An 18,242-nucleotide genomic window follows, 5' to 3' on the forward strand; every position below is an offset into this window, starting at 1 on the left:
GGATGCAGTCCGCATCCCTTTCGGGCTTCGCCTGATGACCTATTCATGTGACTCCTCCATCGCAAAATTACTTGGAGTGATCTAGGTCGGCACGCCGGGAGCTGTTGCTTCTGCAAGCAAGTGGCAGGCGGTGGGTCGATTCGTAAATACGTGTCGAATTGTGTGCGGGTCTTCTAAAGAATGCAATTCATTTTTTTTAACCACCATTTTGACTACCAATACATGACTACGGATGGTCGCGACGAATGAAGAAGGAGAACACGGCAACGCCGGCCAGTGTCACGAGCAATGCGATGAGCAGCGCGATGGCCAGTGCCGTTGCTCTGGTGTTGTTCGCGAAAAGCATTGCGAGGGGCGGGCGCTTCGCTCGGTCTTGCACGCTCGCGAACGGGCTGAAGATGGCCGAGCCGGGACCGTCATCGTCCTTGATCTTTGGCGCAGCCGGAACAGGGGGCGTTGCCGCCACTGCCGCCACCGCATCGGTGGCGAAGTTTCCATCCGGAACACCTCCGGCCGCGCTGTCGTCTGCAGCACAGGCTGGGGGCAGGCATTCGGCGGCGATCGCGGTGTTGGCGGGCAGGAGCGCCATCGCACAAGCGGCGACGAACACGGTCTGGATGAACTGTCTCAGAGGCATGCAATTTCTCGCGTGTGCACTCGGTCAAGCCCGACGCACACATTCTCTGCGGATGTACCAGCGTTCGCAAGAATCGTTGAAGGACAGGCAGTATGGGCAATACGCCAGTCTGGATCGCGCGAGAACTGGAGCCATCGCTGATCCTTCAGGTCAGGTTGATATCTTCTTGAAGTTCTACGATGTATATTATGTTAAGTTAAAGCAGCGGATGCCATCGTTGATAATGAGAATGGTTCGCATGTCCAAAAGCCAATGCGACCCCTCCCCATTCCTGAGCCACTCGGCTAAGGGACTTTCATCGCCGGTTTCAACGCCTTGGTTACCCGTTACTACCGAGAACTGCTGAGCTTTCTGTCCCGCAAGGTTTCCGACCGCGCCACGGCGGCCGACCTGGCTCAGGAAAGCTACGCCCGCGTGCTGGCCTCCCAGCAGGCTGGGTCCATGGTTCGTGATCCCCGGGCGCTGTTGTACAAGACCGCACGAAACCTCCTGATCGACCAGGGCCGTCGCGGCGATGTCCGCGCTCGGTTCGCCGAGCCCGACGATGACGTGGACTCCGATGAGCCCGAGAACACGGTCGGGCCAACCGCCCTTGAGCCCGATGCGGCGCTGGAATCTCAACAGATGGTCAACGCCATCCTGGCCATCATCGACAGCCTGCCGCCGCGCTGCCGCCAAGCATTCATCCTGCACAAGTTCGATGGACTCACACACGTCGAAGTAGCGGCGCACATGGGCGTCAGCGTCAAGATGGTCGAGCAGCACGTCCGCAGTGCGGTGGAAGCATGCAAACGTTGCCGCGACGGTGTCGATGACAATGCCCCGTCCGCGCCCCCACTGCGCAGAAGAAGACGCAGCCAGGAATGAAGAAGCAGGCACCACGACCTTTTTTGCAGAGTGAACATAGGGTTTGGGCCGGCTCGTGCGTCTACCTCTGTGAGAGCGCCATGAGCTTGTCACCACACCCCCACACCGACTCCCAAGGCATCGATGGCGAAGCCCTGGACTGGTTCGTCCGCCGCACGGGCGGCGGGTTCGACACGCGTGAAGAAGCCCTCTTCCAGGCCTGGCTCGACGCCGATAGCGCTCACCGAGCTGCCTATGACCGCCAGCAGTCGGAATGGACCGCGCTCGATCAACTGCCCAGCAACGGGCTGGCGATCCTGCGTGCCAATCTGGCAGACGATCTGGCCACCGAGGCCGCGACGGTCGCATCCACGAAGGTGGCCCAGGCGCCACGCGACCGATCATGGATACGCACTGCATCAACCGCAGTGCCAACGCGGCGCCGTTTTCTCGTCCCTGCCTTTTCGGCGGCGGCCATCGCTCTCATGGCGGGCGGCGCAGGCATGTTGATCTGGTCGCACGACCAGGCTCAGCCCGTGTTCGCGCAGACGTTCAGTACACAACGCGGGCAACAACTCGAGGTGCCGCTGCCCGACGGCAGTCGGCTGCGGCTGGACACCGCCACGCGCGTGGAGGTCGGCTACTACCGCGACCGCCGGGAAGTAAAACTGCCCGAAGGCCAAGCGGTCTTCAGCGTGCAAGGCGATGCCGCGCGACCGTTCGAGGTATTGGCCGGGCCCCTGCGCATCACCGTCGTCGGCACGCGCTTTTCGGTGCGCCACACGCCCGGCACAGCGGGAGACGATGGTGTTCGCGTGGCGGTGGAAGAAGGTCGCGTCAAGGTCGAGCGCATCGCGCCGGATGGAACGGTGGAGGCGGCTAGCGCACCAGTGCTCCTGTCCGCCGGCCAGCAAGTCGCCAGCGATGCACACGGCACGCTAGCGCCAGTGACGCCTCTGTCGGCCGGCGGCATCGCGCCCTGGCGCGACAACCGCGTGAGTTTTGACAATACCCGGCTCGACCAGGTGCTGGCCGAGCTGGAACGCTACGGCAACACGCGGCTCGTGCTGCGCGACCCCGCCGTGGCCGGCCTGCGCCTGACCGGTACCTTCAACCCTTCACGGCTCGACAACTTCGTGAAGGTGTTGCCGCAGGCTGCTCCTGTGCGCCTGCAGGAATCGGGCGACCAGCTGGAAATTGTGCGCGCGCCGTGACGTGTCTCCAAACAAAAATGATTTCCATTTGACATAGGGTTTGCTTCGTCTCGTGCGTCTACCCGGGTGAAAGCATCAACGCAATCATCCGCAGGAGAACGTACTCAATGAACCGCCCCGTGTTTCGGCCCGCCCCGCTGGCCCTCGCCATCGCACTTGCCATCGGCAGTCCCCTCGTCCACGCACAAAGCGCCCAGGCGCTGCTCAACGCGCCCGTGCAACTCAACATGGCGGCTCAGCCGCTGGGGCAGGCGCTCAATGATTGGGCGCGACAGACACGCATCGAGCTCATCGCGCCACCGGCCCTGGTGGCCGGCAAGTCCGCGCCAGCGATCTCCGGTCAACTCACGCCGCGTCAGGCGCTGGACCGTCTGCTCGCGGGCAGCGGCCTGGTGGCCACGCTGGATGGCGCGGCCATGGTGATCAGGCCCATTTCGACCGTCTCCGAAGCCACACTGGCTCCTGTGGTGGTGGCCGCGAGCGCCGATCGCAGCGGCACCACCGAAGGCACGGGCTCCTACACCACCAGCGCCACGGGCGCGGGCACGCGCATGGATCTGTCGCTGCGCGAGACGCCGCAGTCCGTCAGCGTGATCGGGCGCCAGCAGATGGAAGACCAGAACCTCATCAACCTCGACGATGTGCTGCGCCAGACACCAGGCATCGTGGCCGACCGCAACGACGAGCGCGTGACGTTCTCGTCGCGCGGCTTTCCGCTGAACACGATGATCGATGGCGTGCCGACGCTGGGCTTCAACAGCGTGGCGGGTGAGGCGAGCATGATCAGCACGACCTTGTACGACCGCTTGGAAGTGATTCGAGGCGCGGCAGGCCTGCTCAACGGTGTGGGGTCGCCCGGTGGCGCGATCAACCTCGTGCGCAAGCGCCCGACCTCTGAATTCGCGGGCCACGTTTCCGGTGGCATCGGCTCCTGGAGCCGCTACAGCGCGGAGGTCGACGTGGGCGGCCCGATCAACACCGCCGGCACGCTGCGTGGGCGGTTCGTGGCGGCGCGCAGCGATGGCCGCAGTTTCATCCAGAACAAGAAGCGCGCGGAAGACGCGCTCTACGGCATTCTGGAGGCCGACCTCACGCCAGACACCGTGCTTTCCGTGGGCTACGAACACCAGAAGACCGCCATCGACGGCGCCAACTACGGCCAAAGCCCCCTCTTCTTCTCCAACGGCACGCGCTCCACCCTGCCCCGCTCGTTCAACTCCAGCGCACCCTGGAGCTACTGGGACATGTTCAGCGACAAGCTGTTCGCGAACCTGAACCAGCGCCTGGGCAACGGCTGGGAGCTCAAGGTGGACGTGAGCTACCTCGAGAGCGAACGCAAGCGCGCCTCGGGCGACCTGAGCATCTACCGCGCCATCGACGGCCAGACCGGCGCCTCCACCATCGACATCCGCGAGAACCCGGCCAAGGGCACCAACAAGGCGGTGGACGTTCACCTGAAGGGGCCCTTCTCCGCCTTCGGCCGCACCCACGAAGCGGTGCTGGGCGCGAACTACAACCACTACCGCTACAGCGTCGACACCAACTCCGCCGTCGCGGGCGGTGTCGATCGCCGGCCGCTGAACTTTTACGAGCTGCAGAACTTCCCGGCGCCCGCGGCGTTCCCGTTTCCGCTCTACACCCAGCCCGGCACCACCATCGAGAAAGCGGTCTATGCATCGACCCGCCTGAGACTGACCGATCCGCTGTCGGTGATCCTCGGCGCGCGGGCCACCTGGTACACGTCCGAGTCTTCGTTGGTCGACTGGACCGCTGGCAGACGAACGATCTACCCGAGCTCACGCGAGACGGGCGTGATCACGCCCTATGTCGGCGCGGTGTTCGACGTGAGCAAGACCTTCTCGGTCTATGGCAGCTACACGGACATCTTCCAACCGAACACGGCACGCGATCGCAACAACGCGTTGCTCTCACCGCAGCGCGGCCAGAACATCGAGCTGGGCGTCAAGGGCGAGCATTTCGGTGGCCGGCTCAACACCAGCGCCGCCATCTTCACGACCCGCGAAACCAACCTGGCGGTGCAGGAAGCCGGTGGACCGCTGTTGCCCGACGGCAGCATTCCCTACCGCGCGGTGCAGGGCGCGAAGAGCAAGGGCTTCGAACTCACCGCCTCGGGTGAACTGCTGCCTGGCCTGCAGGTGTTGGCAGGCTACACCTACCATGCCAAGCGCGAAATGGATGGCATGCTGCTCAACCCGCAATACCCGCGCCGGCTGCTGCGCATGACCGCCAGTTACCGCCTGCCGGGCGACTGGAGCAAGCTCACTCTCGGGGGCAGCGTGAGCCACCAGAGCAGCATCCACTACGACGAGTTCAACGAGCTTGGCCGCGCCACGCAGGGTGACGTGACGGTCTTCGGGTTGATGGCGCGTTACGACATCAACCGCCACCTGAGCACATCGCTGCACATCGAAAACGTGGGCGACAAGCACTACTACAACGGGCTCGGTGGCTACAACGGCTACACCTACGGCAACCCGCGCAACGTCTGGCTCAAAGCCACCTACAAGTTCTGAGCGGGCCGTTCACCATGCGTTCCGTTCTGGCCTTGTTGCACCGGTGGGCCGGTTTGCTCATCGCGCTCTTTCTGTTCGTCGCGGGCCTGACCGGTTCGGTCATCTCGTGGGACCACGAGCTCGACGAGTGGCTGAACCCGCAGCTGTTCGAAGCGCGCAGCGGTGTCTCCCCGGCACCGCTGGAACCACTGGAAATGGCCCGGCGACTGGAGGCGGCCGACCCGCGCCTGCGCGTCGGCTACATGCCACTGGCCATCGAGCCCGGCCACACGCTGGGCGTGTCGGTGGAGGCGCGCGTGGATCCCGCCACGGGCAAGCCCTTCGAACTCGGCTTCAACCAGGTGGCGCTGGACCCGGCCACCGGTGAGGTACAGGGCACGCGCGAGTGGGGTGCCATCTCCCTCTCGCGCGAGAACCTGCTGCCGTTTCTCTACAAGCTGCACTACAGCCTGCACATTCCCGATGTGGGCGCGGTTGAACTCGGCATGTGGGTGATGGGTGTGATCTCGGTGGTGTGGATCCTCGACTGCTTCATCGCGCTCTGGATCTCGTTCCCGAGCCTGAAGGGATGGCGCAAGTCGTTTGCCTTCCGCACCCGCCACGGATGGCCCAAGCTGAACTTCGATCTGCACCGCTCCGGTGGCGTGTGGGTGTGGGCGCTGCTGTTGATGCTGGCCATCACCTCGGTCTCGATGAACCTCGGCCGCGAGGTCATGATGCCCGTGGTGTCCCTGTTCTCATCCGTGACACCCACGCCGTTCGAGTTGCGCCAACCCACACCCCTTCATGCGCCGATCGAGCCGGTGCTGTCGCGGGAACAAGCCATTGAACAAGCACAGGCCGAAGCCACGCGCCGGGGCTGGACGCGGCCAGCCGGTGGGGTTTTCCATGCCGGACGCTATGGGCTGTATGGCGTGGGCTTTTTCTGGCCGGGGCAGGACCATGCCGACGGTGGACTGGGCAACGCCTGGCTCTACGTCGATGGTCGAAGCGGCGAACTGGTGGGTGGGCGTTTCCCCGGCGAAGGCACCGCGGGCGACATCTTCATGCAGGCACAGTTCCCCTTGCATTCGGGCCGCATCCTGGGCTTGCCGGGGCGCATCCTGATCTCGCTCATGGGTCTGGTGGTGGCCATGCTCAGCGTCACGGGCGTGGTGATCTGGGCGCGCAAGCGCCGCTCGCGTGGGTTCGCGGTCCGCGCCCTCCTCTCATACGGCAGTTCGGGAGGCGCCCGCTAACTGTCGCCGGAATCATCCACCCGGGTCTGGCGCGCACGCTGCAGCAGCAAAGCCACGAGCAGCATCGCCGCGGCCGACCCAGACAGCGCGGGTGACCCGAGCACCAGCCGGGCCAGACCATCCACGGCCTCGATGCTGACCTGTTGCGCATGGTCGACCAGCGCGATGATGTCGGTGGACTGCACCCCGGGCAGGTCCTCCATGCGGACGTGCATCTCCTGCCAGCCGCTGCGAAACCGGATCTTCGCGAACACGCCACCGGCAATGGCCACGAGAGACAGCACGCCCAAGGGGCGCAACAGCTGCTCCAGCATGTGTCCTCGGTCCACCGGCAGCGCGGTCTCGTACACCTCGGCCACCAGTTCGGGGATGGCCCTGCCCTCCTCGGACTTGAGGGGGTGGCCGCCTGCGGACGGCTCGGGCGTTGCGCTCATGGTGAGCTCAGTGCCGGCCCGACATGGCCCGCATGACCATCAGCGCGTGTTCGAGCGCCAGTTCCGCGCGCAGGAAATCGTTGTGACGCGTCATCCAGGACGCCTCGTCCAGTGCGGCCAGCGCGTCGGCCACCCCTGGGCTGGACGTGGTCTTCAGCTCGCGGCGCGCCTCCCGAATGGCCGCGATCGCCAGGTTGTTGTGGTCGCAATAGAGATCGACACGGGCACGCTCGACATGGGCCATGGCAGCCGTCGAGTGCGCAAAGTCGTGCGCTTCGGGGTGTGGGTGCGCGTAGGCGGTCGCGCCCACCATCGCATCCACAAACATCGTCATCGGGAGGTTGTTCGACATGCTCTGCCTTTCTGTTCGCCGGGTTGGATGCGTTTCACTCTATGACTCCCGTGGCGCCTGGAGGTTGCAGATGTCCACGCGCCAGATGACAAATGTCATCTGCCATGGCGCTCCCTGCAATGCCACCCGGCCCGCGCCATTGCAATATCCCTTCACGTCAGCGTCCCATTACCCATGCAGACGACCTGTGACCGACCGCCGCGATGTCCTCCAAGCCGCACACCCAACCCGTCCACCCGCCCGACCACCAGCGGCGCATCTGGCTCACCACCACCGCCGCCATGGGTGGCGCGGCGGCCGTCGCCACCGCGGTCCCATTCGTTGCGTCGTTCGCGCCCAGCGAGCGGGCCAAGGCCGCTGGCGGGCCGGTGGAGGTCGACCTGTCGGCGCTCCCGCCCGGCGCCACCACGATCGTGGAATGGCGAGGCAAGCCGGTCTGGGTGGTGCACCGGACGCCCGAGATGGTGGCCGCGCTGCAAGGCCACGACGCCGAACTGGCCGACCCGAATTCGAACCGCGAGCAGCAGCCCGCCTACGCGAAGAATCCCGCGCGGTCGATCAAACCCGAGTTCTTCGTCGCCGTGGGCATCTGCACCCACCTGGGCTGCTCGCCCACTTCGGTGCCCGCTGGCGCCGGCAATCCCAACCTGCCCGCCGACTGGCCGGGCGGGTTCTTCTGCCCCTGCCATGGCTCGACGTTTGATGGCGCGGGACGGGTGTTCAAGAACAAGCCGGCGCCGAGCAACCTCGAGGTGCCACCGCATCAATATGTGAGCGGCACGCGGCTTGAGATCGGCAATGACACCGCGCCCGCGTGACGAGCCGGTGCGTTGATCCGGTCAGAACAGCGTCTCGACGTCGCTGGCCAGAAGGTACCCCGCACCCCGCTCGGTGAGGATCAGCGTGGGGTGGGTCGGGTCAAGCTCGATCTTCAGGCGCAGACGGCGGATCTGCACATCGATCGTGCGGTCGTAGACCTCGCCTTCATGCAGCCGCGACAAGGACAACAACTGGTCGCGGCTCAGCACGCGCCGTGGCGCCCGGCACAGCGCATTGAGCAGGCTGAACTCGCCATTGGACAGGTCCACCGACGCCCCCGCCGGCGACAGCAGGCGACGCGTGCGCAGGTTCAGCTCCCAACCCGAGAAGCGGTAAGCCCGTCGCGTGTTGTCGCGCTCGGGCAGCGTAGCCTGCACCTGGTAGCGGCGCAGCACCGCCCGCACGCGCGCGAGCAGCTCGCGCGGACTGAACGGCTTGGTGACGTAGTCGTCGGCGCCCAGCTCCAGGCCCATGACGCGATCGGCCTCCTCGTTGCGCCCGGTCAGCAGCACGATGGGCACCGTGGCCCGCTCGCGCAAGGCACGCGCCAGGTGCATGCCATCCTCGCCGGGCAGTTTGAGGTCGAGCAGCACCAGGTCGATGGCCTCCTGGTCGAACAGCGCAAACATCTCCGCACCCGATCGGCCGGCGCTCACACGCATGTCGTTCTTGCCCAGGTACTCCACCACAAGATCCCGCACGTCGGCATCGTCGTCGATCACGAGAATATGGGGAACAACGGTGGTGGTGTTCATGGGTGGTTTCATCGTACCGCAGGCCTGCGGCGCATACTGGACACCCACGCGCAAAGGTGCTCCGCTGAACCGCTGCTGATCCACTTGTGAATCGATCGAACCCCGCCCCCTCCTCCCGCCCGATGGCCGCGTGGCGCCCGTGGCTGTTCGCGGCGGCGCTGTGGTTGCTGGTGGCGGCTGCCACTTCGCTGGCACTCTGGCAATTGCACCGCACCGCACTGGACAACCAGCGGCGGGAACTCGAACTGCTCTCGCTGGCCTTGACCGACGAACTCGATCGCGGTTTGCGTGGCGCCGAAGAGGGTTTGCAAGCCCTGGGCCTCGAACTCGGTCAGCGCCAGTTGCCCACCACCGGCAGCAAAACCGTCCAGGCGCTGCAGACACGCGCGGCCCTGATGCCCATGGTGACGGCGCTGTGGCTGCTGGGCGAAGACCGTGGGTTGATCGCGTCGTCAGAAGCCACGCCGCCGCCCGACCTGCGGACCTTCCTGCCGCCACTGGCAACGCTCACGGCCGACGCCACCGCGTTGAGCCGGCCCTTCGTTGAAGCCAAGGATTCAGAGACACAGGTTGCACTGGCGTTTCGCGTTGACGCCGTGCGCGGCCACCCGGCCGGCTGGATCGTCGCCGCCATCCCTGCCAACAAGTTGTTGGGGGCCTTCGGTGTTGCCCTGCCCGCGGCCGATGCGCGCATGGCCATTTACCGCAGCGATGGCGTGCTGCTGGCCGGGGTCACCGTGGACCGTCTGAACGGCAGCGACCACCTCGTGGGCGCGCACCGGGTTCCGCGCTACGGTCTCGATGTGGTGGTGTCTCGCGAACTCGGTGCCGTGCTCGCGGGTTGGCGAGGTGCGCTGAAGTTGTCGATCGCCGCGCTGGGGTTTCTGCTGATCACCATGGCGGCGGCGGTGCACATCGTGACGCGGTCCGAGCGGCAGCGGCTGGCGGCGCAACACGCCCTGCAGGTGCAGCTGACCCGCACCAGCCGACTGGAAGCGCTGGGCGCACTGGCGGGCGGTGTCTCGCACGACTTCAACAATGTGCTGGCGGGCATCGTCGGGTATGGCGAGATGGCGCATGACGCTGCCGCGCCTGGCAGCGACCAGGCTCGGCACCTGGGCAAGGTGCTGCAGGCGGCCCAGCGGGGCCAATCGCTGATCGAGCGCATCCTGTCGTTCAGCCGTGGCGGTGCGCGTGCGTCGACGGTTTTCGAGCTGGCGCCTGTCGTCGAAGAGGTGCTAGCGCTGTTGACCGCCTCACTGGGTCCCCGCGTGGTGCTGGAGCGCAAGCTCGACGCGCCCGGCGCGCGGCTGCGCGGTGACGCGACACAAGTGTTCCAGGCGGTCATGAACCTGTGCACCAACGCCCTGCAAGCGATGCCCGACGGCGGCATGCTCAGCGTTCGGCTCGAACGCCGGCATGTCACCGAACCCCAGGTGTTGTCGCACTCGCCTTTGCCCGTGGGCCACTACCTGGCGCTGAGTGTGGCCGACCAGGGTGTGGGCATCACGCCCGAGGTCATGGAGCACCTGTTCGAGCCCTTCTTCTCCGCGCGCGGCAACCAGGGGGGCACGGGTCTCGGCCTGGCGGTGGTTTTTGGCGTGGTGGCGGAGTTCGGCGGCGGCATCGACGTCGAGAGCCAGCCGGGCCAGGGGGCCCGATTTCGCCTGTACCTCCCCGAGTGCACCGACGCGCTGCCCATGCCGGCAGAGGCTTCCACGGCGGTGCCCGAAGGCACCGGCCAGCGCTTGCTGGTGGTCGACGACGAGCCCGCGCTGTTGGCCCTGGCCGATGAACTGTTGACCGGGCTGGGCTACGAACCCGTGTGTTGCGCGGATGCCCGCGATGCGCTGCAAGCCGTGACCGAAGCTCCAGAACGGTTTGCCGCCGTGATCACCGATGAGCGGATGCCCGGGCTTGGCGGCACGCAACTCGCCAGTGCCTTGCGGGCGCTGGCGCCGCGGCTGCCGGTGGTGCTGGTCAGTGGCTACGGTGGCGCGCTGCTGGCCCGCCGCGCCAGCAGTGCGGGCGTGACCCGCGTGCTGATGAAACCCCTGCGGCGCGGTGAGCTTGCTCGCACGCTCGCCGAACTCATCCATTGAGTGGAGGGACTGAAGCGCACTGCCGACGCCTTCGCACCGGCATGGATCGGGCCTGGCGTCAGTTCTTCAGCTCACGCCAGGAGATGCGCCGCGCGCTCCCGGCATTGGGCGGTGGCGGTGGGTTGTTCTCGGTGGTGATCTCACCTTTGTTGTTGACGACGATGGTCTGTGTCGCACCGGTGGTGTTCTGGATCGTCGTCAAGCCCTCGATCAGGCTGTTGCCCAGGAAGTACCCGGCGGCCGCGTCCTTGGATGTGCTGAGGAATGAACCGCTGGTGATGTCAAAGAAGTACAGCCACGATGTGCCACCCGTGGTGCAGGCATTGGTCTCCGGAATGTTGGTGCCGACCGTGAGAATGCCCAGCTGGCTGGTCATGTCCACGTTCACACGCTCGCCGGTGCTCAGGCTGAAGTCAATGTACCAACCGTCGCGGGTCGACCACGACACGGTCTTGGGCGACACGATGGTGCGGGCGCTGCGGGTGGTGCCAGTCAGCACGCCCAGCGTCTGCTGCACCATGTTGGTGTTGTCGCGCAAAACGCCCAGCGATGTGGTGGAGAGCGTGTCCTTGAAGGTGTAGACCGACTGCAGCGTGGTGTCGCCCGGATCGTCGATGGAAAGATAGCGGCCCGTGCCCACGGTCACCAGCGCGTACCGGGTCCCGCCGACCTTGACTTCCGACAACTCCGGCTTCGTCGTGATGGGCTGCACCGCGCCGCTGCTGGTGCGGGCCTGGGCCAGCAGGAAGGCTTCATTGCCGCTGGGGGCCAGGTTGTTGTCCACATCAAAACGCCACACGTTGCCCAGCATGTCGGCGCCATAGACGCGCGCCACGGTGTTGTCGAGCGTGCTCTGCACCCAGGCGTTGATGGCGCCCAGGTTGCTCGGCGCCGTGGTGGTGCCCGCCGCGGTGGTACCGCTGGTGTAGGTCGGGATCTTGGAAATCAGGGCGCCCGTTTTCGCGTTGAGCACATAGAGATAACCGTTGCCACTGCCGCTGAGCGTGCCATCGCTGTAGCCCGAACTGAACATCACGACCCAGGTGCCGCTCTTGAGCTTGGTAATGATTGGGTTGCCGAAGGTGTAGCCCAGGTCGGCTTCCGTGTATTCCCACAGCGCTTTGGGTGCGGCCGGATCGGTCACGTCCAGTGCGTAGTACGAACGCCCGCCCTTGTTCAAACCGGCCACCAGCACGGTGCTCCATGCGGTGCCATCGTGGATGTCGGCCACCGTGGGCGCGCCATCGGCCAGGAACCGGTGCGAATTCGCGTAGTTTTCGTCTGCCAACCGGTGCATGCTGCCCATCACGGCCGTGGGCACGAAGGCCCAGCGCTCATCGCCAGTGTCGGCATCGAACGCATGCAGCATGCCGTCGTTGGCCGCCGTGTACACCGTGCCCGCGCGCGTGGCGTTGTCCGCCTTGAATGTCGCGTAACCGGTGTCCGCGTACTTGAAGCTCGGCTTCTTCACATAGACCGGCACCGAGTTCACGATATCGCCCAGCACGTTGCTTGTGCCTTGATCGTCCACGCGGTTGCGGAACACCTTGGTTGCGTTACCGCTCGCGTTCTCCAGGCCCTTGTGTCCGCGGAGGTACTTCACCAGGTTATCGCCCGTGGCCGCGGTTTTCTCCGTCGCCCCGAGCGTGGCGCATTGGCTCAGTTTGGCCGTGCCAGTAGCCGGACACAGGCTGTCAAAGTTCGCCTTGAGTGTTGAGGACAGGTTCGTGTACTCGAACGACTTGAGCTTGTTCGTCGTCGACACATCGAAGTAATAGATGTTCCGGGTGTCGGTGGTCGCGGCGACTTTCGTATTGAGGCGCGTCGCCGCCCTCCACAGTGCCGTGTTGGACACCACGCCGGTGGTGGGATTGATCGTCAGCGCGTGGAGGTCTCCGACCCAGAACTGGGTCTGGTAGGTGGCCAGAAACACAAAGTTGTCGCCTGCCACTGGCTGGAGGTTGGACGTCGCGGCAGCTGCACCCGAGCCCCGCTGTGAGTCGATGGCTTGCAGCGATTGCTCCAGACTGGCGGCCACCTCCGTCGGGTCGCTCGCGCTGTAGTACTTGCCGCGTCCATTGACTGCGGCGTGCCACAGGTCGTCGATCCGCTCTGCGCCAGAGTTCGAAATGGGGTTGGGCCAGGCCTTGCTGCCCTGCTTCAGGTCAAAGAAGTCGCCGGAAGCCTGCGTGAGGTAGTTGGGGTCGTAGTTGAGCAGTCCGGACACACCCAAGCCGAGCGTCAGGGTGTTCATATGCTGGTGCGTGGCGGCATCCGCGGTCACCGGGGAGACGTTGTTGGTGCATACGTCCTGACCCGACACGGCACCGGTGCAATTGCTGAGCTCCGTCGTGCGCAAGTCGGTCTTGTAGTAGTACATCGCGATGTCGGCCAGCGTATTGGACGCACCGTTGCCACCGGTGGTCGTGCCGCTTTTTACGTCGTCTAGTTGCGGTCGCTCGACACCGGAAACCGTGGGCCCATCCTGATTGCCGAAATTGGACGTGCTGCCGAGTTGCTGGTTCCAGCCGGTCGGTTCATCGTTCGAATTCCAGTATCCGTCGGTGGAGAGAATCGTGTAGTTGCGCTGGCAAGAATATTGAACAGGGTCCGTCTGCCCTGAAATCTTGTTCGCGTAATAGCGCCCGGCCCGGGCCAATGCCGACCGCAGCGGCGTATAGCCACTGGGTGCTGTTCCATACAGGCGCGAAAAGAAATCAGCCTTCTGGGTCCCGCTATCAAAATTGCGGATATTCAAAAACTCGGTACCGTCGGTAACCGATGTTGTGTGAATGGAGGCGAAACCAATGCGAAACCGACTGGCATCAAGATCGACAAACACACGCCCCGCAGCCGACCGCGTTGTCAACATTCGGGTGCGATAGTAACTGTACCAATTGGCGTAATTTGTCTTTGCATCCAGACCGGAAGGAGCGGCGATCGAGTTCGCATCGATCACGAATGAGAAATTGGTGCGGCTGTAACCACTGCCGCATTTTGGCGATCCGGTCGCCGTGTGGGTCGAGTAATAAAATCTCGAATCCGTGTTCTTGGCAATCTCGGTCTCGGGCGTGGACAGGTTGGACAGTTTGCTGAGATCCACCGTCGACGATGAGGAAGAAAATCCATCCTTCTTCGCGCTGGTGAAGGTGGCATCCGGAAACAAGGTGCCATCCGCCTTGGGCGGTGGCGCATATTTCTTGGTGGGGTCGTAAAAGATCCGGTTGATCGAGGCCGCGCCAAAGCAGAGATTTTTGTAGCCAACCCCGTCTGGAAGAAAGTCATCGTCCATGGACCCCGAATCGTCCAGCACGAACATCACATTGGGGCGGATGGTCGTACTGGGCGTGGTGGCAATCGGCGAATCGCCAATGCTGGGGCCTGCATGAAGGCCTGCGGCCGGCAGGGCGAGCGGCAGCAACACAAACAAGGCGCGGGCCGCCGAGCGGTAGAGGGATGGGTTCACCATGAATTGCTCCGGAAATGCTGTGCCTGACTCACTCAGAAATAGGCGATGGTTTCGGTGAAACTGACCGTGCCGCGCGCGCCGACATTGCGAACGATGATGCGGTAGAAGGGTCCGCCTGACGCAGGCGTGAACCGCACACCACCGCCATACTTGATTTCGCCACCACCGGTTTCCACGGCAACCTTGTTCAGCGGCACCGAGCAACCGTTGCCGGCGTCCGGCGAACCTGCGGTTTTGCAAAGGCGTGTGATCACCCAGCGGCCGGTGTTCGTGCCGTAGGTGGTAGCGGCGCTTGGGGTGATGCAGTTGGCGTAGGTTCCCTCGACGGCGTAAGCACAGTCGTCACTGTTCCAGTCCACCAGCGCACGGGCATTGCCGAACGAGCCATTGGCAGTGGGGTCCAACACATCCAGACTACTGGCGAAATAGCCGTTGGCGGCATCGTCCTTGTCCAATGTGTTTCCCGTGTTCTTTCCGGCGAGCCAGGTGAGGGCCTCGTTGGCGACCAGATCACTGCCCGCCGTGGCATCCTGCTTGAATCCAATGTTGCCAATCACCAATGAGCCCGTATCCACCATCCGAACCAGCCCGAGTGCGGCAAAAGCCAGTGAAATCAGCGCAATCAAAGCAAACAGCAGGGAAACCCCATGCTGCGTTCTTGATGGATTGTTCGGGGAATGCATGCTTTTGGACATCATGGTCATTTTCACGGGCACACTGAATTTCACGTCGAGCGCCACAGCATGTTTCGCAATGGCACAGTGGTCTCGTACACCTTGTAGCGGTACCTCTGCCAATCGGGCAGGTTGTCAATCTTGATCGACACGCACTTGGAAGCACCGCAGTCGACAGCACCGGATACCGACATGGCGGTGCCCACATCCCACTGGGGACTCGACTGCGTGACAATGTCTCTTTCGAACTGGGTGCTGCGGGCCACAATTCCGATTCGCACGGTCAATATCTGCGTCCAGCCGGCCTGGGTAGTGGGTGTCACCTTGTCGTACGTATCGACGGCCCCATCGGCATTGGTGTCCTTGCCGTAAAAAGCTTGCAACTGGACAATGTTGGGAAACAGATCCTGGGTGGTGACAGCGCCCGACGCAGAGGAAAAGGTGGAGAGCTGCAAATTCAAACCGGCAGAAATGCTGTACGAGCGGTTGATGATTGCACCCAGATTGAGCAGGTAACTCCCGGTGTTGTAACCTCCGGCAGGAAATATTGTGGAGCCACCCGGGTTGTTCCAGTCGCTTTGTCCGCTGTTGTGCAACACCTGGTTGTTGCCCAGGCCGGGGCCGGATCCCGATTTGCTGTCCGTGACCTGAAACAAGCTGCACCAATTGCTGGCATCCGGCGTCTCCGGCACGGCCAACATGAAATCGCCGTCTGCAATGCCAACGCCTGAATTCACGAAGAAGTTGGCGGCATTGGCGGGATGGTCTTTGACGATCAAGGCGGGAACAGAGAAATTGTCCTTGTTGCTGCCCAGCACCCGAACGGTATCGGGCGCACCCGATGCGCCAGCGGTGATCACCACCGGCGCGAGCGTAAAACTGGATGCGGTGCCTTTGTAGCTGGAGCGAATTTCACAGCCCAATGAGGAATTGACCGCCGTGAGCCCGTAACCCGCTTCCTTGAGATCGCGCTCCAGCGTGTACAGCGACAGCGTGCCATTGACCTGCGCATCGGCGCCACTGGTGGTCGATCGTTTTTGCGCCTCGCTGAATGCCATGGTCTGGCTGATGACCAGGACGGCGAGCAACCCGATCACGATTCCCACCATCAATTCGATCAACGTCACACCGTGTTGATGAACAACGGGCGATACCGATGTCTTCGAATACGGATATCTCATATCTGAATCACCGTTGAAGTGGTGTAGTTGTGTGTGCCATCGCCCGGGGTTGTCCAGCTCACCGTGACCGTGACAGCACCCGCCGTGGCACCGCTGCCCACCGCCACGGCCACCGTACCGCCCGGCATCACACGCTCAACCTTGGTTTTCCATTCATTGCAGCGGGCATAGGACGCACAGCTCGCCGTGGCATAGCTCCCGACATTGCCGGCATCACCCCACATCGTTCCCACGATTTCGTTGGCCAGGAAACTGGCATCGCCTCGCAACTTGGCTTCCGTCTGGTTCCGCGTCATCGCGCCCTGAAGCCCGACCAATGCGAGCACACCCACGGTGAACAGCAGCACGGCCACCAATGCCTCGATCAGGACAATGCCGCGCCCTGATGTCCTGGAGGAAAAATCACGCGGAAACCGTGATGGAATTTTTCGATGTTTCATGGTTGCCAAACTCAGCATTTGCGAGGGTCGGTCGTGTCGGTGACCACCGGATCACAGAGGCGCACGGCGCCGCCACTTGAAATCTGCAAGCGAAGTGAGCGCGTTCCGGTGGTTGGCGAGGTGACGTTGATGCGCGCCAACGCGTTGGCGGCACCGTTGGTGAGCCCGAACCCGGTGAAGGTCACTGACGATGAGGCATTGCCCGAGGCATCGGTCCCTTCCACCGTGGCTGCGGCACCGCCCTCGCCGCCCGCCTTCTTCGCCACGATGCGGGGAACGACCGAACTGGATGGGTCGGCCGCACACTTGGACGTGGGGTCGTCCAGGCTGACCACCCACGACGTTCCCTCAGCCGACACAACACAGGTGTCGTCCAGAATGGCAGGGTTGTCGGGTGAGACGAGCGTGAATCGCACGGCCTGGTTGCGTTTGACGGCCTCTCCCCTGGCGAGCTGCAGGCCTGTCGTCATGGCTTCTGCGGAGTTCCGGATCTGGGTATTCAGGAGCCAGGTCTGAAAACTCGGCGCCCCCAACGCGATCAACAACGCCAGAATCACCAGCGTGATGGCAACTTCTATCAGCGAAACGCCGCTGTGACGCGACTTTTCGCCTGTTCGATGCATCAGCATTCATCTCCCCTGGCCAGCCAACAGGCCTTGCCTGTCACCGTCTGGTTCTTGAATTTCGTCGTTCCCTTGATATTGCCGCTGGTCAGCGTGAATACATTTCCCACCGCAATTCCGTTGGATCCCGTCGCCGTCAATGTGTAGGATTGATTGTCGGTAGCGCTTCCCAGCGCGCAGGCATAGGTGAATTTTGCACCAACCGGTGCAAAAGTATTCCATGCGGGCGCACCCGTTCCATTCGCGCAAACCACACCACCAGCAGCACCATATCCACGGTAATCCTGGTAATACTGCTCCATCTTGACGCGGTAATCGGATAAAGCGCCAAATGCTTCCTGAACAGCCCCGCGCCTGACATAGTTCTGGTACGACGGATAGGCCACGCTCGCCAGAATTCCGATGATTGCCACGACAATCATCAACTCGACCAAGGTAAATCCGGTCGAGGATTTTTTTGATTTTCTAAGAGCGATTTTTTTTGTTTTCAATTTGAAACTCCTGCAAAATCAGAGCAATTCAGGAAATTAATAAAATTTCAATCAAATTCATCAAATTGCGTCGTCACGGCCTACTCAATTACCACAAACTATAACGTAGCACGACACCGGCAGGGCGACCGGAAGGCACCCGAAATCGACCACGTGTCGCAGTGCGACGAGCACTTCGAATGGCAAACGCTACGCCCAAAAAGATAAGCGTAGCCATTAATAATCAACTCATCTGTTAATTATTTGTCAAATTCTTCTGATGGTGCTTCTTTTGAACTATTAAACACAAACTTTATTATTAAAATTTGAATTCAATCACCGGCTTGAGGCGCGCTCGGGTCTGAGGCGTGCGTCGACGGACCCGCATCTCGGCGGATGTTCTTCAAGGTGGATGTCATGCGCTCGGTTGAGCGCACGGGCTGCAATGGCAGCC

At 63.1% G+C, this 18,242-nt stretch carries 16 protein-coding genes; 6 read left to right on the forward strand and 10 right to left on the reverse strand.

The features are described from left to right. Nucleotides 1–226: 226 nt before the first annotated feature. Complete coding sequence (locus FFS09_RS16750; RefSeq protein ID WP_137920037.1) at nucleotides 227–637, reverse strand: hypothetical protein; 411 nt, start codon at nucleotides 635–637, stop codon at nucleotides 227–229. A 315-nt stretch (nucleotides 638–952) separates the two neighbouring features. Here FFS09_RS16750 and FFS09_RS16755 point away from each other — a divergent pair, with 315 nt between their 5' ends. From FFS09_RS16755 to FFS09_RS16770, 4 genes are all read left to right on the forward strand, one after another. After that, a complete protein-coding gene (locus tag FFS09_RS16755; protein ID WP_137920038.1) occupies nucleotides 953–1,504 on the forward strand; it encodes a sigma-70 family RNA polymerase sigma factor in 552 nt (183 codons plus the stop codon). A gap of 80 nt (nucleotides 1,505–1,584) precedes the next feature. Beyond that, complete coding sequence (locus FFS09_RS16760; protein WP_171020064.1) at nucleotides 1,585–2,697, forward strand: FecR family protein; 1,113 nt, start codon at nucleotides 1,585–1,587, stop codon at nucleotides 2,695–2,697. Between the two features lie 107 nt (nucleotides 2,698–2,804). After that, nucleotides 2,805–5,231, forward strand: coding sequence for a TonB-dependent siderophore receptor (locus FFS09_RS16765; protein WP_252374407.1), 2,427 nt, complete (start codon nucleotides 2,805–2,807; stop codon nucleotides 5,229–5,231). Nucleotides 5,232–5,245: 14 nt separating this feature from the next. Beyond that, on the forward strand, nucleotides 5,246–6,469 hold the full coding sequence (locus tag FFS09_RS16770; RefSeq protein ID WP_137920040.1) for a PepSY-associated TM helix domain-containing protein: 1,224 nt from the start codon (nucleotides 5,246–5,248) through the stop codon (nucleotides 6,467–6,469). Here the strand turns inward: FFS09_RS16770 and FFS09_RS16775 are convergent. Next, nucleotides 6,466–6,903 (reverse strand): hypothetical protein, encoded by a 438-nt coding sequence (locus FFS09_RS16775; protein WP_137920041.1) that lies wholly within the window; start codon nucleotides 6,901–6,903, stop codon nucleotides 6,466–6,468. The genes FFS09_RS16770 and FFS09_RS16775 overlap by 4 nt on opposite strands. Before the next feature lie 7 nt (nucleotides 6,904–6,910). After that, nucleotides 6,911–7,255 (reverse strand): hypothetical protein, encoded by a 345-nt coding sequence (locus FFS09_RS16780; protein WP_137920042.1) that lies wholly within the window; start codon nucleotides 7,253–7,255, stop codon nucleotides 6,911–6,913. A 203-nt stretch (nucleotides 7,256–7,458) separates the two neighbouring features. Here FFS09_RS16780 and petA point away from each other — a divergent pair, with 203 nt between their 5' ends. Next, a complete protein-coding gene (petA, locus tag FFS09_RS16785; RefSeq protein WP_137920043.1) occupies nucleotides 7,459–8,073 on the forward strand; it encodes a ubiquinol-cytochrome c reductase iron-sulfur subunit in 615 nt (204 codons plus the stop codon). A gap of 21 nt (nucleotides 8,074–8,094) precedes the next feature. On the opposite strand, the gene FFS09_RS16790 is transcribed toward petA, so the two are convergent. Further along, nucleotides 8,095–8,829: a response regulator gene (locus tag FFS09_RS16790; protein WP_137920044.1), complete on the reverse strand. Its 735-nt coding sequence runs from the start codon at nucleotides 8,827–8,829 to the stop codon at nucleotides 8,095–8,097. Nucleotides 8,830–8,951: 122 nt separating this feature from the next. Here FFS09_RS16790 and FFS09_RS16795 point away from each other — a divergent pair, with 122 nt between their 5' ends. After that, nucleotides 8,952–10,931 (forward strand): ATP-binding protein, encoded by a 1,980-nt coding sequence (locus FFS09_RS16795; protein ID WP_137920045.1) that lies wholly within the window; start codon nucleotides 8,952–8,954, stop codon nucleotides 10,929–10,931. Between the two features lie 58 nt (nucleotides 10,932–10,989). Here the strand turns inward: FFS09_RS16795 and FFS09_RS16800 are convergent, their stop codons facing one another. From FFS09_RS16800 to FFS09_RS31420, 6 genes are read right to left on the reverse strand one after another with little or no spacing between them, the layout of a single operon-like run. Beyond that, the gene (locus FFS09_RS16800) at nucleotides 10,990–14,400 is read right to left on the reverse strand and encodes a pilus assembly protein (RefSeq protein ID WP_137920046.1); all 3,411 of its coding nucleotides are present in this window, start codon (nucleotides 14,398–14,400) and stop codon (nucleotides 10,990–10,992) included. A gap of 32 nt (nucleotides 14,401–14,432) precedes the next feature. Continuing rightward, on the reverse strand, nucleotides 14,433–15,098 hold the full coding sequence (locus FFS09_RS16805; RefSeq protein WP_137920047.1) for a pilus assembly PilX family protein: 666 nt from the start codon (nucleotides 15,096–15,098) through the stop codon (nucleotides 14,433–14,435). 26 nt (nucleotides 15,099–15,124) lie between these two features. After that, entirely contained in the window at nucleotides 15,125–16,255 is a 1,131-nt protein-coding gene (locus tag FFS09_RS16810) for a PilW family protein (RefSeq protein WP_137920048.1), read from the reverse strand. Beyond that, a complete protein-coding gene (locus FFS09_RS16815; RefSeq protein WP_137920049.1) occupies nucleotides 16,252–16,695 on the reverse strand; it encodes a type IV pilus modification PilV family protein in 444 nt (147 codons plus the stop codon). The genes FFS09_RS16810 and FFS09_RS16815 overlap by 4 nt, the downstream gene beginning before the upstream one ends. 11 nt (nucleotides 16,696–16,706) lie before the next feature. Beyond that, on the reverse strand, nucleotides 16,707–17,324 hold the full coding sequence (locus FFS09_RS16820; protein WP_137920050.1) for a GspH/FimT family pseudopilin: 618 nt from the start codon (nucleotides 17,322–17,324) through the stop codon (nucleotides 16,707–16,709). Next, the gene (locus tag FFS09_RS31420) at nucleotides 17,318–17,809 is read right to left on the reverse strand and encodes a type IV pilin protein (protein ID WP_289509308.1); all 492 of its coding nucleotides are present in this window, start codon (nucleotides 17,807–17,809) and stop codon (nucleotides 17,318–17,320) included. Before FFS09_RS31420 ends, FFS09_RS16820 begins: the two co-directional genes overlap by 7 nt. Nucleotides 17,810–18,242 lie beyond the last annotated feature (433 nt).

It is taken from the genome of Hydrogenophaga sp. 2FB (assembly GCF_005503365.1).
Taxonomy (GTDB): Bacteria; Pseudomonadota; Gammaproteobacteria; order Burkholderiales; family Burkholderiaceae_C; genus Hydrogenophaga.